Annotated in this window: 11 protein-coding genes; 3 read left to right on the top strand and 8 right to left on the bottom strand. The window is 61.1% G+C overall.

What is annotated here, in order from left to right:
* The 4 genes from NXT3_RS11590 to NXT3_RS11610 form a co-directional block, all read right to left on the bottom strand.
* Positions 1-1,107, bottom strand: a complete 1,107-nt coding sequence (locus NXT3_RS11590) for an endonuclease/exonuclease/phosphatase family protein (RefSeq protein ID WP_097525009.1) — start codon at positions 1,105-1,107, stop codon at positions 1-3.
* A gap of 194 nt (positions 1,108-1,301) precedes the next feature.
* The gene (locus NXT3_RS11595) at positions 1,302-1,745 is read right to left on the bottom strand and encodes an NlpC/P60 family protein (protein ID WP_037423483.1); all 444 of its coding nucleotides are present in this window, start codon (positions 1,743-1,745) and stop codon (positions 1,302-1,304) included.
* 415 nt (positions 1,746-2,160) lie between these two features.
* Entirely contained in the window at positions 2,161-2,520 is a 360-nt protein-coding gene (locus NXT3_RS31650; RefSeq protein ID WP_158665339.1) for a hypothetical protein, read from the bottom strand.
* 105 nt (positions 2,521-2,625) lie between these two features.
* Positions 2,626-5,544 (bottom strand): beta strand repeat-containing protein, encoded by a 2,919-nt coding sequence (locus tag NXT3_RS11610; protein ID WP_199773282.1) that lies wholly within the window; start codon positions 5,542-5,544, stop codon positions 2,626-2,628.
* Positions 5,545-6,066: 522 nt separating this feature from the next.
* Here NXT3_RS11610 and NXT3_RS11615 point away from each other — a divergent pair.
* Both NXT3_RS11615 and NXT3_RS11620 read left to right on the top strand, forming a co-directional pair.
* Positions 6,067-8,091, top strand: coding sequence for a BTAD domain-containing putative transcriptional regulator (locus NXT3_RS11615; RefSeq protein ID WP_104839363.1), 2,025 nt, complete (start codon positions 6,067-6,069; stop codon positions 8,089-8,091).
* 540 nt (positions 8,092-8,631) lie between these two features.
* The gene (locus tag NXT3_RS11620) at positions 8,632-9,696 is read left to right on the top strand and encodes a helix-turn-helix transcriptional regulator (protein ID WP_234819698.1); all 1,065 of its coding nucleotides are present in this window, start codon (positions 8,632-8,634) and stop codon (positions 9,694-9,696) included.
* A 33-nt stretch (positions 9,697-9,729) separates the two neighbouring features.
* Here NXT3_RS11620 and csgH read toward each other — a convergent pair whose 3' ends face one another.
* Positions 9,730-10,032, bottom strand: coding sequence for a curli-like amyloid fiber formation chaperone CsgH (csgH, locus tag NXT3_RS11625; RefSeq protein WP_037423407.1), 303 nt, complete (start codon positions 10,030-10,032; stop codon positions 9,730-9,732).
* A 176-nt stretch (positions 10,033-10,208) separates the two neighbouring features.
* Positions 10,209-10,568, bottom strand: a complete 360-nt coding sequence (locus NXT3_RS11630) for a hypothetical protein (protein WP_037423405.1) — start codon at positions 10,566-10,568, stop codon at positions 10,209-10,211.
* 407 nt (positions 10,569-10,975) lie between these two features.
* Here NXT3_RS11630 and NXT3_RS11635 point away from each other — a divergent pair, with 407 nt between their 5' ends.
* Positions 10,976-12,328 (top strand): hypothetical protein, encoded by a 1,353-nt coding sequence (locus NXT3_RS11635; RefSeq protein ID WP_234828038.1) that lies wholly within the window; start codon positions 10,976-10,978, stop codon positions 12,326-12,328.
* 469 nt (positions 12,329-12,797) lie between these two features.
* Here NXT3_RS11635 and NXT3_RS11640 read toward each other — a convergent pair whose 3' ends face one another.
* A complete protein-coding gene (locus tag NXT3_RS11640) occupies positions 12,798-14,537 on the bottom strand; it encodes a TRAP transporter large permease (RefSeq protein WP_097525013.1) in 1,740 nt (579 codons plus the stop codon).
* Complete coding sequence (locus tag NXT3_RS11645) at positions 14,534-15,202, bottom strand: TRAP transporter small permease subunit (RefSeq protein ID WP_104839364.1); 669 nt, start codon at positions 15,200-15,202, stop codon at positions 14,534-14,536. The genes NXT3_RS11640 and NXT3_RS11645 overlap by 4 nt, the downstream gene beginning before the upstream one ends.
* Between the last annotated feature and the right edge of the window lie 12 nt (positions 15,203-15,214).

Consider the following 15,214-nt stretch of genomic DNA (forward strand, 5'->3'; position numbering starts at 1 on the left):
TCAGATGTCCAGCGTCATGACGACCGGGCAATGGTCGGAGGCCTTCGGCCGGTCCCAGCCGGTGCGCGGATAACGCTTCACCTCCTGCCCCGCGGGAAAGATCGTCCGGAAAGGCTGGCCGGCGCGGACGATCTCCGGAATACGGCCGGCATTGCGCCGCGCAAGCGCCGGCGACAGCCAGATATAGTCGAGCTGGCAGAGGTGCCGTTCCTCCGGACCGCGGCTGTGGAAGAGTGTCCAGCGGTCGAGCACCGGTCGTCTCGACATGGGATTCTCGACGAAGCCGTCACGGCTGAGAATATCGAGGGCGCTCGCCTCTTCCTGGCTCGGCACGAATTCGTAGCCGTTGCGGCGGTCGCCGAGGATGACGACCTTCTCCTGATAATCATTCATGTCCCCACAAATGGCGAACATCTTGTCCGCCGCATGGCCGCGGCCGAAGCGGCTTTCGATGATATGGCGCACCGCCTTCGCCTCGGCTTCGCGAATGGCCATGGTTGCCCGTCGGCCGTCGAGGCCGTCGCGCGCCGGTCCCATCGATTTGAAATGCACCACATAGAGCGTCAACGGCCGGCCGCCGATCCTCAGATCCACTTCCAGGCAGTCGCGCTTGAAGATGCGATCGCGCGGGCGGTTGGTCAAAGCCAGTTCGTCGTTGAAGAGGCCGACATCCTCATAGGTCAGCGCCGCATGGCTCTTGACCTCGAGGCATTCGATTTTCTGCCCGTCGCGCGTCTCCTCGCGCATCAGAACCGCCACGTCGATGCCGCGCGAATCGTTGCCCTCGATCAGATGCTTCTGCCGGTATCCGTTGCCGACCATGCGGAAGAGGTAGCCATATTCGAAGGCCTGCAAGGCCGCCATGTTGTCCGCCTCCTGCAGGCAGAGAATGTCGGCATCGCAGTCGGCGATGGCAAGCGCCGACATCTGTCGCGTGTCGTCGGTGTGGGCGATCGTGCGCGCCTCCTCCAGCCGCTGATACTCCGCCTCGCTCCGCACATCGAAAAGCCTCAGCACCCGGTCCTGCTTGAGTTGGTTGCGGAAGCCGGAAAAGTCGAACCGGCTCAGAAGGTTCTCGATATTGAACGTGGCGAGGCGAAGCGACATCGGGCCATCCGCAGTTGGAGACGCCGCGGAGATTAGAGCATTTTGCAGTCAGGTGGAAACACCTGACGTCGCACAAATGCGGCAAAAACAAACAGATAGAGCGGCAGCGAACGTGCAAGCGCATCCCGCTCCTCATGCGGGATGAGCAAGAAGGCAACCCGCCCATCGGCGTCCGATATCAACCGACGTCCGTCCTAACGTCTCACGGCGACCACCTGGCCGCGGCTGAAATAGGACAGTTGCACCCTCCCCGATTGATTGCCGCCGATCACCCGGGCCGTCGATTTCGACAGCGCGGACAGGATACCGACATGGTAGTTCCGGCCGGTTCTGACCACGATGACGTCGCCCGGGCGGGCATAGGAAAGTTTGATCGGTGCACCGAACCTCAGCCACGACCGCGCAAAACTATAGCTCTGCGGTGGTTGACGACCGGCTTTCCGGGCGATCATGCCCATGAAGTGTCCGCACCAGGGCGTGCGTGCCGGATTGATGCCGAGGGCGGCACGCAGCCGCTTGTTGTTCTTGACCTCGTGCAGTCCTGCATATTGCTGGGCCTGGGCCAGCATGCCTGCGGACGCGGTCTCCGGTGATGTAAGCGCGACAAATGCCGCAGTCAGAAACGCCACAACCTTCATGATTCGGGTCTCCTTTGTGCGCGGACCGGCCTCATGCCGGCTTGCGCCGCTCTGCGTCTCCGACCATCGCACCGGGTTCGCCTTCCTCCGGCACGCAAATTTCTGCGCGCAAAGAGCCACCCGCGCTCGGGAAGCGTCCCTGGCGCGCGAACGAAAGCTCCGGTATCAAAGGGCTAGAGCGTCCTTAATCGAGGCGCGCGACAAACCCCGGCCAAGCCTGGGAGGTCGAAACTTTGCATGGCTCCGCCCGAGAGCGGTACCGCACTACGGCGCCGCGTCTTGTCAGACGCGCAAAGGTCGCCGTAGCACTTTGAATTCCTGCATGTCTTTGTCCCTATCGAGTCGATTTAAGGAGACATGCAGCAGCAACCACGCAAACTACACCACGCCTTCGCTACGACGTACGAAAGACTCTCTAGCGCTTTGAGGCTGCACGTCTTCTGTCGCCGGAAGCCCGGTTGCCGGTTCCAGCTTGAAGTTGCAGCCGGCCTGCGAACTGCAATGGCCGTGCCCCAACCTGATGGCGGTCGCTCAACGAGAGATGAAATTCCCCTGCCAGCCGTTGGTCAGCGGGCAGGACTTTGCCGGTGAGGTGCAGCGAAATTGTGGCAGAGATCGCGCCCAAGATGCGAGAGGCGCGCATTTCTTTATCCGAATCGCGGGATTGCCCCAAAAATGGCGCGTCCTCATCGCGAAGCACCGGGATTTTGTGCACGTGCAATTGCCCGGGGCCACCGGCGTTGCGCGCGGCCGGCGCTGAAATGAGCGCCGCCATTGCGTCTCAGCAAATGCCAAGCTCATTCGCTTGCGACACGACGAATGAGGGGCGGGATGCATCCATCCCGCCCCTTTCGTGATCAGCCCGGGTAAGCGAAGCCGCTTAGAACAGCGAGAAGTCGCTGGTCGAAAGCGTCGTGACACCCTTGAGGATCGCCACCAGTTCGAGGTCCGCCTCGGTGCCCTTGCCGTCGGCGTCGAACCACAGCCGGCCGTTGTCGCTTTCGAACAGGAAGGTACCCTTGCTGCTCGTCGCCACCGGATCGGCGCCGACGACGAGCGTGACGGTCGCGTCGGCGGCGGCAATGCCGTAGTCGCTTTTGTCGATCACCAGCTTGTCCTGGCCGCGGGTGAAGTCGGTGATGACGTCGCCCTCGCCGTCCCGGCCGGAGCGGTCGAAGACGAACAGGTCGTTGCCGGCACCGCCGGTCAGCCAGTCGTCGCCGGCGCCGCCGTTCAGTCGGTCGACACCAGCGCGACCGTCGAGAACGTCGTCGGCCCCGCCGCCGTTGAAGGTATTCGCAAGGGCATCGCCGCGGATGACATCGTCATTGGCGCTGCCGTTGATGATCTCGAAATTTTTCACCGTCAGGCCCTGCGCCATGCCCCTGTTCGAGGCCTGGCTCTGAAGGTCAAGCACGACCGAGATGTCGCTGGTGTCCTTGAACGAGAGCGTGTCGGTGCCGATGCCGCCGTCGAAGACATCGGTTCCGGTGAAGACGGTGCGCGTCAGCGTGTCATTGCCGGCGTCGCCGAACAGGCTGTCGCTGCCGGCGCCGTCGGTGAGCACGTCATTGCCGTCGCCGCCGCGCAGCGTGTCGTTGCCGCCATTGCCCTCGAGCCGGTCGCCGAGCTTGCCGCCGGTGATCGTGTCCTTGCCGGCGCTGCCGAGATAGTTCAGCACCTCGAAGGCCTTGAAGGAGGTGGTCGCATCGACGGTGGCGCTGCCGGTTGCGAAGCTGAAGGCGATGTCCTTCGTCTGGTTGCTTGCATCAAGGTCGAGCGTGTCGGTACCGGCACCGCCATCGGCCGTGTCGCCGATCCCGGCATAGACGCGGTCGTTGCCGTCTTCGCCGGAGATCTTGTCGCGGCCGCCGTAGAAACCGACGCCGTCGCCGGAGAGCGTGTCGTTGCCGAGACCGCCGGTCAGCGTGTCGTTGCCGAGATTGCCGGCAAGCACGTCGTCGCCGGCGCCGCCGGTCAGGCTGTCGTGGCCGATGCCGCCGTGCAGCGCGTCATTCAGCGCGCCGCCGACAAAGACGTCGTTGCCGCTGCCGCCGACGAGTTTCACACGCTCGATGTTCTTGACCGTCACCGGCGCATTGCTGACGGTGACCGAGGGGGCGAGCTTGAAGGTGATCCCGGCGGTGTACTTGGAGAAATCGATCGACGCGAAATCCGTACCGGTGCCGCCTTCGAGCGTCAGCTTGCCGGTCGATGCGCTCCGCGCGAACGAGTCGTTGCCGGTGCCGAGATCGATCGTGTTGTGACCAATCACGCTGCCGCTGTCGCCGACGCTGACCGTGTCGTCGCCGTCGCCGGCCTTGATGACGTTGGTGCCGCCAAAGTCGATGAGGCGGTCATGGCCAGCACCTGAAGAAAGATTGTCGTTTCCGGTGCCGCCATCAAGCACGTCGGAGCCGGCGGTGCCGATCAGCGTGTCGTTGCCGGCATAGCCGGAGAAATTGACGCTTTGGGCAGTGCCGACCGACTTGACGACGTCATTGCCGGAGCCGAAGAGCACCTGGTAGCGCTCGAAATTCTTGATCGATGTGCTCTCCGACAGCGTGGCGCTGGCACCCGTTGCAGAGAAGCTCAGATCCGCCGTAGCCGTGCGACGGTCGACGGTCACGTGGTCTGTCCCGAGACCGCCGTCGCCCTTGTCTGCCCCGCCATCGCCCAGTTCCACCCGGTCGCTGCCGTCGCCGGCAACGACGCTGTCCTTGCCGAGACCGCTCTTGACATGATCGTCACCGGCACCGGCGTTGACGATGTCGTCGCCCGCCGCGCTGTCGATGATATCGGCACCGGTGCTGGTGGTGATCGTGTTGGCGCCACTTCCAGCCGCGGTGATGGTGTAGTTTTCGATGCCGATGAAGGTCGTTCCGCCGGCAATCGTGTTGACGACATTCGCCGCTTTCGCGGTGAAATTGCCCGTAAAGTTCGTCAGCACGAGGCGATCATTGCCGCCGGCGTCGGTGATCGTGTCCTTGCCCTCGCCATAGCGGTAGGTGATCGTGTCGTTGCCTGCCCCGCCCTCGACCTTGTCGTCGCCGGCGCCGCCATCCAGCGAGTCGTTGCCGACGTCACCGAAGAGGCTGTCATTGCCGATACCGCCAGCTACGGAATCGTCGCCTGTGCCGCCGCGGACATCGTCATTGCCGGCGTCGCCGGAAAGAAAGTCCATTCCCTGGTCGCCGGTGAGAATATCGTCATCGTCATCGCCGTTGATGAAATCCGTGCCATAGCCACCCTTGAGCGTGTCCTTGCCGAGCCCGCCCATCAGCAGGTCTGCGCCGCGACCGCCGGTCAGCTTGTCGTCGCCGGCCCCGCCGGTGAACATGTCGCTATAGTTGCCGCCGGTGATCGTATCGGCGAAATCGGTCCCGGTGATGCTGAAGGCTTCGACATTGGTGGTCTTGATATTGCCGACCAGCGTCTGCGGGGCGATCCAATCCTTGATCGCGATGTTCACGCCAGCGGTAAGGTCGGAATAATCGACCATGAGACGATCAGTGCCCGAACCGCCGTCAGCGATGTCGCCGGCGCCGGAAAGCGGCACGTCGGCCATGATCGTGTCCTGACCGGAGCCGCCATTGACGGTATCGCTTTCGTCGCCGCCGTCGAGAAAATCATTGCCGCTGTTGCCGTTCAGCGTGTCCTTGCCCGTATCGCCCAAGATAAAATCGTCCTGGAACGAGCCGCTGAGAGTATCATTGCCTCCGAGGCCGATAATCTGGTCAGCGCCGAAATTGCCGTTCAGCGTATCGGCGCCGTCCGTACCCATTATATTTGTTGCCATTAGTATCTCCTGAGGATTTCTGACATAGAAACTCCGTTCGCCGGCAGCGTGCGGCGTCGAAGCGAATTGAACTTTTTGAAATTGCTGCCGCAGCTGGGAAATGGCGGCATGCGGTTGGAATGTGCTGGCTAGCGGATTTTGCTCATCGCTAATCTTTCTCCTCGAATCCGGACGCCTTACGTCCATGTCCGCCATATTGTTCAGAAAAAACTATCGCGGTGTTCCCATGGATACAGCCGGCGATAGGCGAAGACTTTACTTCAATCGTCAGAAATACCGCCTATGGAGTGAGCGGATCATGCTGAAAGACTTGAGCTTCTTTCCCGTTTGTGATGCACGTTGTACTTTACTCTGACGCGACAATGGCAGTTCCCAACATTCCTTCCGAAACCTGCTCCGCGCTGCCGCATGCATATTTCACCGCTAGGCGCCGAGGGCGTCGCGCGCTTCGAGGCCGCTTGTCTCACTGGTGCGCATCCCAATTGAAAATTGAACAACAGCCATTCGTGAAAAGAGCGTGAAATGAACGAGGTACCGCGGTTTTCAGAGAACTTCCGTGGGTTGCAGATCGAGTTCAAACTGCTGGGAGGATTCGCTGTGCGCTCCCCCACCGGTGAGGCACTGATCCTGCCGACCGCCAAGACTCGGCTTCTCGCCGCCTATCTGGCTTTGTCGGCGGGCCAGTATCAGGCTCGCTCCAAGTTGTGCGCGCTTTTCTGGGAGGACCGGGGCGCTGAGCAGGCGCGGGCAAGCCTGCGCAATGCGCTGGCGGCGATCCGCGCCGTCCTGGGGGATCACATTCTGATCGCGAACCGCGAGGCGGTCATGCTCGACCCGAATTTCCTATGCACCGACGTCGATGAACTCAAGTCGCTCATGGGCCGAACCTCGGCCACCGCGGAAGCCGAGACGGCGCGACGCTTGGCCGCTGAGCTTTTGGAAGGCCTGACGGTCTCGGGGGAAGAGCTGACGGAATGGCTCGAGTTCGAGCGGACGCGATGCCGCAATCTATCGGAAGCATTGCTTTCCAAGACTGCGGAACAGCTTGCCGAGCACGGCGACGAAGCGGCAGCCGTGGCGCTCGCCCAGCAACTGGTCGCACTCGACCCCTTTCGAGAAAAGAGCCATCGATTGCTGATGCGCCTCTATGCACGCCAAGGGGAGCGTTCGCTTGCCGCAGCGCAATTCCAGACCTGTCGCCAACTGCTTGCCGACGAGCTCGGAACCGCGCCCTCGCCGCAGACCGTCGCTCTGGCCCATGAACTATCGTTGGACGCAACGCCCACGCGGGAAGCCAGACGCCTGGAGGTCGCGCCCTCCCCCATCCAGCAGAAAGCAGCACGCGGTGCGGATACCGATTTCCGCATTTCCATCGCCGTCCTGCCATTTCTTCGTCCGGTGGAGGATGCCGATCAGTCGTTCCTCGCGGAAGGGCTCGCAGAGGATCTGATCAACGAGCTTTCGCGTCACAAGGATTTCCTCGTCATTGCCCGCCAATCGACCTTCGCCTTCGGCGCCGGCCCGCGGCTTGCGGAGCACGCCGCCCAAGCTCTTGATGTTCGTTATGTGCTTACCGGAAATCTTAGGCGTCGGGGAGATGATCTGAGCCTCGGCGTCCAGCTCATCGACACTGCTACCCACCGTACCGTCTGGGCCGAACGCTATGCACGCAAGCTCGAAGAGCTATTCGCGGTTCAGGATGAAATCGTCGGCCTCATCATCACCGCCGTCGACGCAGAAGTGCGTTCGTCGGAGCGCGAGCGGGCTCTGCGCAAACTGCCCGAGACCATGGATGCTTGGGAATTTTTCCACCGCGGCCTCTGGCATGTCTACAATTTCTCCATGGACCAAATCGAGGCGGCGGAGCACTACTTCAGGCGCGCGACAGAGCTCAATCCGCGTTTTGCTCTCGGACATGCCGGCTTGGCGCAGGCAGCGGTCGTTCGCGTTGTCTGGCAAATGTCGGACGACATCCCCGCCACGCTTGAGTCCGGCCTCGTGCATGCCCGTCATGCCGTAGCCCTCGATGGCGCCCACCCCTACCCGCACGTCATGCTGGGGAGGCTTCTCACCTGCCGGGGCGAACTCGGCCTTGCGCATGACCACCTTCGCATCGCGACAGAGCTTAACCCGAGCTACGCCCACGCCCATTACGCGGTGGCGCAGGTGCATATCTGGTCGGGTCAGCCGGCCGAGGCCCTTCCCCACATCGATCGCGCCATCCGTTTCAGTCCGCGCGATCCCCTTCTCAGCATGTTCATGACCGTGCGTTCGGTCTGTCTTTTTCTGATGGGCGACATGACTGGTGCGGAGGCCGCAGCCCGAGCTGCGATCGGTCGCCAGGCGCGCGAAAGCTGGTCGCGCCTTGGGCTCGCCGCAGCACTCGTCGCGAGCGGTCGGACCGACGAGGCACGGGCAGCCGTGGCCGAGGCAAAAGCGCTGATGCCGAACCTGTCAATCGCCAATCTCGACAATCTGATCGGGCGAATGGCATCGGCGCCGCGTCAGCGCATCATAGAAGCATTGCAACGGGCAGGCCTCCAATAGTCGGCCTTCGTGCCGAAAAAAGTCCTTCAATCTCATATCCGACCGCATTGCATTGCAGCATTCGGTAATTGACTGATATTGCTCGCCAGTCCAGGAAGGATCCTCGGCGCCGTGGAGTCCATTTGATGCAGTGCAAGGCAACTCCTCCGTCGGAATTTCAAGATTATTCTGGAGGAATTGCTAAAATACATGTATCTTTCGAGCTAGATCGTCCCGGGAGGGGGAAAATCCCCGCGGATTGAACGAAGAGATAAGACTAATATCTGCTGCACCAAGCCCGGATTCACGCCTTCGGGCCAGCATACTCATATTCTGCAAGAATGACATTTCTGAGTCTTCTTTAACGCCCTGCGAAAGCAGACATTTTTCTATAAAAGGCCGATTGCTGCATCACTGATTTATCTCGAACAAATTGAGAACCAAATTTCTATTGCGTGTGTCGACATTGAAAGGGGCGTTTTGTAACCGGAGTACTGGACGATGTCGGATGCGTACCAAGACAAGTTACTGCTTAGCCTCATTCAAGCAATTTACGAAACGGTGTTACTGCCTTCCGCCTGGGATCGAATTGTCGCGGATCTGACGAAACTGGCACGGGCAGAATCGGGCGCCATCCTCGGTTTCGAGGGGCTCGACAACAGGAAAATCAGCCTCGCCGTCAAGGGCGTGCAGAGATCGGCTCTGCTCGACGTCGATACGCTCTCGGCGCTGGACGAAGCGACGCTCGCGATGGGCTTGGGAGCGATTGCGACATTGCCGGTAACGCTGGCGAACAGAGCGCCTTGGTCATCCGCCTTGCGGCGCTGCTTCGGCGAGGATGGCAAAATCATCGTTCTGCTCGTGTCGAAGGAAGGAAGCCGGCGAATTGTCGTCGCCTGTTTTTTCCCGCACGCTGCCGACAATCATCTGGCGATCGCCGCCGAAACGCTGATGAAGGTTCTCCCGCATTTCCAGACGGCATTCGCTTTGCAGAAAGCGATGGTCAACGAACGGGAAAGGTCGACCCGCACCGAACGGGCGCTCAGAAGCTGCGCCACCTCGTCGGCCATCGTCACCGCTGATCTTCGCGTCAAATTCGCCAATCGCCGCTTCGGCCGCTTCGTCGATGCCTCCGGCTCCTTCATCGAGTTCCGGGACGAGGTGCTCGAGTTCCAGGACGAGGAGCTTCAGTCGGAGGTCGAGGATCTGATCGAACAGGCGCGCGTCAACAAGCACGATCACCACCTGCGCTGGGCGAAGAGCAAGCGAACCGGCGTGAGCTGGATTGTCAGCGTCGATTTCCTGTCGTTCGGCAGTGACACCTACCGGTTCGGCAATGTTTTCTCGAGCAATGAGCCGAGCTTTCTGCTGACGATCCGGGAATTGAGCCGGAACACCTTGCTCACTCCCGACGACATCAAGACGGTGTTCGGGCTCACGCCGACCGAAGCTGCCCTGGTCCACTCGCTTGCCAACGGCGACGCGCCGTCCGACATCGCGAAGCGCCGGGGCGTTTCCAAGAACACCGTCCATAATCAGCTCGCTTCGGCGATGGGACGGCTCGGCGTGCGCCGGCAGGCACAGCTCCTGAGTTCGCTCGCCGTTCTCTCGTTTTTCACCAAGTGACGGCACGGTGCGCTCCGAGGAGTGGACCTGGCATCACGGAACCGAACTTTCGCACAGCAGCGTCCCGTCGGCGGCATAGACGGACAGGCGGGCCGTCCATACGTCGGGCGCGGTACTGACCAGGATCGTCGATAGCTCCTGCCGTCCCGCCTGTTCGCTCGCGAACGCGCCCGCTTGCACATTCGTGGACGATCCCGTCGTTACCTTGAAGTGGTAGGTCCCGGTCTCCGTCCAGTCGCTGTGCAGCGTCGCAACCAAGGAGGTCAGAGTATTGGTTCTGGAATGTTCTATGACACATTCGATCGGGGCATAAGCAACTGTATCCAGGCTGATCATGGCCTCGTCTCCCGCGCGTTGATTTCACGATGGAGGACCGGCCGCGCTACAGCGCCGCGCGTCCCGTTAGGCGCGCAAAGGTCGCTGTAGCCCTTTGAAAGGCTGCCTGTCGTTGTCCTTAAAGCGAGGTCGATCTAAGGAGACATGCAGTAGGCGGCCGGTCGATCGAAAATCGATCAGTCCTGCACCGTTATGGAGAGGTTCCCCTCGCCGTCTTGATGGGTCAGCGACTTGTTGCCCCAGCCGAACTGGAACGTGCCGGAGGCGTTGTACTTGCCCTTCTGCAAGGTGATCGACTTGTGGTGCTTTCCAAACTGCGCCGTTCCGGAAATGTTGCCGGTGCCCTTCTGGACCGACACGGACTGGTTACCCTTGCCGACTTGTCCGGTGCCGGAGAAGTTGCCCCAGCCCGACTGGCCGGTAGCGGACATATTGCCGAAGCCCGATTGGCTCGTGACCGATACGTTGTTCCCGGCATAAGCCGAGGAAACGGTGGAGAATGCGAGAAGTGCGGATATTGCGAGTGCCTTGAGCATGACCTGTCTCCCACATGGACGCCATCATGGCGTGAGGAAACGGTCGCAGAATTGGGCTTCTTAGTACTCATGAACATAAGACTAGAAGGAGGATACACTTCCAGCAGGCATTACGGGTTTCATAACAGAAGAATATGCTCAATCATGCAGATATATAGTGAAACAATACCATAGGCATCATAGCAACTCATCAACTACCACGTTAATCGACTTTGAGATTTGCAATCTGGATTAGGCTTGGCCCGGCCGTCTTCGGCCGCGCCTTCTCAGGCTGGACGAAGTCAAGCAACGCCACTCTTTCTTTACCAATTGCTGAAATACTGCCGACGAACGCCTTGTTCGCCTCGAGATGGATCCGCCAACCGCGGAAAATCCAAGCGGCACGACTGAGCAGTACCGAGTATCAGTTGCTAAGGGGAAACGTTCTGAACGCCGACGATCTGGAGCGGCATCCCTCGAACGAGGAGTCGCACGGCAATATCACCCCATTCCTTGCTCGATTGCCGGGCCGCTTCGCCGGTGTCTTGGTCATCGTCGTCTGTTGGCAGCAGTCAACCGGCGTGCGGGCAGACGAGTCGACAACAGCGATGCTAACCTCGGGACACGCCCCGACTTTCTCCTGGGATTTTGGCGCCAGGTGGGAAGACGTCGACACGCCGGACCTATTCTCAAATGTCATCTTTCCGGGCACGTCCGGGCAACTCGAGCCCCCCGATACCATCGGCCTCAGAACGAACCTCTCATTCCGGCTGCCGCTGCAGGATGCGGGGATGGGCCCCTTTTTCCTCGAATGGGATGCAGCGCTCTCTCGTGCAAGCGGCTCCTCCAGCAGGGTCGTGCAGCCGACGGGCAGCGGCTTCGACCTCGCCGCCGGCGAACCAGCCGGTGGGATCATCTCTCTGGCGACTGTTGGCGATATCGGGGGCGCGACCGCGGCCGGCACGATCCATTTCAAGGATAGTTCGGGCGACCCCGCCCGGATCATGGCCTTCGCCCATTCGCCGGCCGGCGACAATGCCATCACGCAATATGCCACCAGCGGCACACAAACGGGCGCCGCCTTCCTGGCTCTGGTCACCAGCGGCGATACATCGTCGGCCGCCGCTTACGCAGCCTTTGCGGATGATCGAGGTCTGTTCTTCCAAGCGCTCGGCGACCTCGACGGAACTGTCGTGAAATCGACGGTCGAGCAACGGGCGCGCCATTTCGATCAGACGCTCTGGCTCGGAGCTGCCCTTGAACTTGGAAACGGCTGGACGGTCACGCCGAGGCTCGGCCCCACCTACCGGTCGACAAGGCAGGACACCACCTTTCGAACGGAAGTCGACATCGCCGAGAGCATCATGTCGGGCGCCTCAATTCCGGCAATCGGCTATCAGGAGAGGGTCAACGTCTCCGCCGACTATTACGGCGTCCTCGCCGGTTTCAGCGCAGAAACGCCCGTGACCGAAAACCTCCTGCTTCGGATCAATGTCAGCGGCGGCGCCGCGCATTACCGGGCTCGCCTCGACAATCGCGCCACGGCAATCTTCCCGGAAGCCGACATCACGTTTTCTTCAAGCGAGCAAGGACGGCGCGGCGGTACTTTCCTCGCCGACGCCAGCGCCGCAATAATCCTATCGTCACGCGAAAGCTTCTCCTTGAAGTTCGAAGCCGGCACGAGTTTCCTCGCGGACATGCCGATCTACCGGTCAGGCAAGCTCGGGACAGAGAGCACGCAGAGCTACTATCTGGCTGTCGGGCTGGAACATCGGTTCTGACAGGGGCGTGGTGGCCAGCTGAACTGGTGGGCTCTTCGGTGATTGCAACAACGCGCCGCAACCATCAGATCTCGCTCGTTTCGATAGCATGGCCACCGCCAATATATGCACCAGGTTGCGCAAGATTCGATCGTGCATCGTTACAATTCGCCCTGAAAAGTTACTGGACCGAATCTCCTGATCTGGCGAATATGAACCTGCAAATCAGGGAATTGATTTCAGTAGCAATTTAGATCAGAGCTCGCTGGGAAAGCGAGCTCTGATTGGAGAAGGGAACCGGTTGAGCTCGCGGCGGCTCTCGGGGAAACGTGCTGATCGGTAGCCCACGCACTCACGGGCGGGCGCGACATTGCCGCCAAAACAACTGCGCCATAGGTGGGACATTTCACCGCATTCTTGAAGGGCTCGCTTGCTGACGGCGGGCCCTTCCCTTCTTCAAGGCATCGGTAAACAGCGCTTGCGACTTCCCTCAACCGTAGAGGTAGTTCGGCAACCACAGCGTCATGCCAGGCCAGACATACATGATGATCATGCAGAGGATGACTATCAGCATGTAGGGCATCATGCCCGCGAAGATCTGCCTGAGCGTAACATGCGGCGGGGACACGCCTTTGAGATAGTAGGCGGACATGGCGACCGGCGGCGACAGGAAGGCCGCCTGGAGATTGACGAAGACGAGAACGCCCCAGACGATCGGATCAATGTCGAAGTGCCGGAGCATCGGCAGGAAGATCGGCACGAAGATGATGATGATCTCCGTCCATTCCAGCGGCCACCCCAGAATGAAGATGATCGCCTGCGACAGGATCATGAATTGCAGCGGCGTGAGATCGAGCGCAAGCACCCATTGCTCGACCAGCGCCTGGCCGCCGAGGATCGCGAAGACTGCGGAGAACAGCGCCGAACCGACGAAGAGCCAGCAGACCATCGCCGTCGTTTTCGCCGTCAGGAACACCGCCTCCTTGGTTCGCTTCCAATTGAGCGTTCCTGCCTGCAAGGCGAGCAGAAACGCCCCGGCCGCCCCGACCGCAGCGGACTCCGTCGCTGTCGTGATGCCGAAGAGGATGACGGCGAGCACGACGATGGTGAGGATGGCGAGCGGCATGACCGAGGAGACCAGGAGTTTCACCACCTGTAGCCGCTCCGCGGTCATGTTGCGGTAATAGCGGACGATGAGGATCAGCGCCACCGCTGCCGCCAAGCCGAACCACAGGTAGAAGCTCGTGGCCGGTCCGTCGGCGGCGGCCGGCCCGGCATCGGCCGCAGGTGCTCCGAGTTCCTCCAGCCCCTCCGGCGCTTCGGTTTCGACCGCCTGCGGATGAATAACCACGTACCACCACACAAGCGCCAGCGTGGCCGCAGTCAACAGAAAGGGGACGAGCGCTGCAAAGGCATTCTTGAAGAGCTTCCAATAGGTAAATCGCCCTTCCTCCGTCTCGATCGCCAATGCCCGCCGCGGCGAGACGAGGGCGGTGAAAAGCCCGGCCAGCATGTTGCGCGAATAGAGCGCCTCGAAACGCCTCATCCAGACCGGCACGGGGACACGTGTTTCTTCTTCCGGCAGGGCCGGCGCGATCTTCGGATTGAGCGCCGCCCAGCCAAGAACATAGGCAAGATAGAGAAGAGCCAGGAAGAAGCCGGGGAACATCGTCGCGGCATAGAGCTTGACCACCGACTGCCCGGCAACCGCCGCATAGACGATGATCATCACCGACGGCGGGATTAGGATGCCGAGCGTGCCGCCCGCGGTGATGACGCCGGAAGCGAGTTTCACGTCGTATCCGGCGCGCAGCATTGGGTTCATGGCGATCACGCCCATCAGCACGACCACCGCACCCACCAGGCCGCTGGCGATGCCCCAGAATGTGCAGATGATCAGCGTCGTCACAGCGAGCGAGGCCGGCACGCGCCGGAAGGAAAGCTGGACGCTGTAGAACATCTTGTCGACGAGGGCGCCGCGCTCCATCACGTATCCCATCAGCACAAAGAGCGGGATGCAGATCAGCACGTCGTTGGTCATCGCGCCATAGGTGCGCTGGACCATGAGATCGAACACGCGATTGTCGATCCAGTGCTCGGCGGGATTGTAGAAGGCATAGAAGCCGAAGACCATTCCGAGCCCCATCAGCGTGAACGCCGTCGGAAACCCCATCAGGATCACGACGACGATCAGCATCAGCATGGTCAATCCGAGAAACGGATCGCTCACGGCTCCTCCTCTCCCTTGAGGCCGCGCTGCCGCGCCGCTCTGTCGATGTCCTGCGCCCGCTCGATCGCCGCCTCGCGCGCCTCAAGGTCGACATGGTCGCTATGGGCAAGCTGCTCGGCGACCACGTCCATCTCCTCGACGTCCTCCATCCTGCGCGGCCATTCGCCGGTCCTCAAACAGGCGATGCAGCGCACGATCTCGGCGAACCCCTGCAGCATCACGAGGGCGCCGGCCACCGGAATGACCGTTTTAAAATAGTAGATCGGCGGCCCTTCCGCCGTCACGGTCGAGTGTTCGCGGATCCGCCAGGAAAGGGCGGCGTAATCGTATCCGGCATAGACGAGGGCGGCGACGCCCGGCAGAAAGAACAGGATGTAGAGCGCGAGATCCAGCGCGGCCTGCGTGCGGGGTTTCAGCGAACTGTAGATGAAGTCACCGCGCACATGGGCGTTCTGCGCCAGCGCATAGGCACCCGCCAGCATGAACAGGCTGCCGTAGAGCATGTTGCTCGCATCGAAGATCCAAGCGGTCGGCGCGTTCAGGATGTAGCGCTTGAACACCTCGACGCAGACAAGCGCCATCAGCCCGATGATCAGCCACGCGGCAGCCTTGCCGACCCACACGCTGATCTCGTCGATCCTGATCAGAAAACGCTGGACGTCCACGCGCTCCCCCAA

The sequence above is a fragment of the Sinorhizobium fredii genome (assembly GCF_002944405.1).
In the GTDB taxonomy this organism is placed as follows: Bacteria; Pseudomonadota; Alphaproteobacteria; order Rhizobiales; family Rhizobiaceae; genus Sinorhizobium; species Sinorhizobium fredii_C.

What these genes read in the sequence shown, in the direction of transcription:
- NXT3_RS11590 (WP_097525009.1), bottom strand. Translation starts at nt 1,107, where the DNA reads ATGTCGCTTCGCCTCGCCACGTTCAATATCGAGAACCTTCTGAGCCGG.
- NXT3_RS11595 (WP_037423483.1), bottom strand. Translation starts at nt 1,745, where the DNA reads ATGAAGGTTGTGGCGTTTCTGACTGCGGCATTTGTCGCGCTTACATCA.
- NXT3_RS31650 (WP_158665339.1), bottom strand. Translation starts at nt 2,520, where the DNA reads ATGGCGGCGCTCATTTCAGCGCCGGCCGCGCGCAACGCCGGTGGCCCC.
- NXT3_RS11610 (WP_199773282.1), bottom strand. Translation starts at nt 5,544, where the DNA reads ATGGCAACAAATATAATGGGTACGGACGGCGCCGATACGCTGAACGGC.
- NXT3_RS11615 (WP_104839363.1), top strand. Translation starts at nt 6,067, where the DNA reads ATGAACGAGGTACCGCGGTTTTCAGAGAACTTCCGTGGGTTGCAGATC.
- csgH (WP_037423407.1), bottom strand. Translation starts at nt 10,032, where the DNA reads ATGATCAGCCTGGATACAGTTGCTTATGCCCCGATCGAATGTGTCATA.
- NXT3_RS11630 (WP_037423405.1), bottom strand. Translation starts at nt 10,568, where the DNA reads ATGCTCAAGGCACTCGCAATATCCGCACTTCTCGCATTCTCCACCGTT.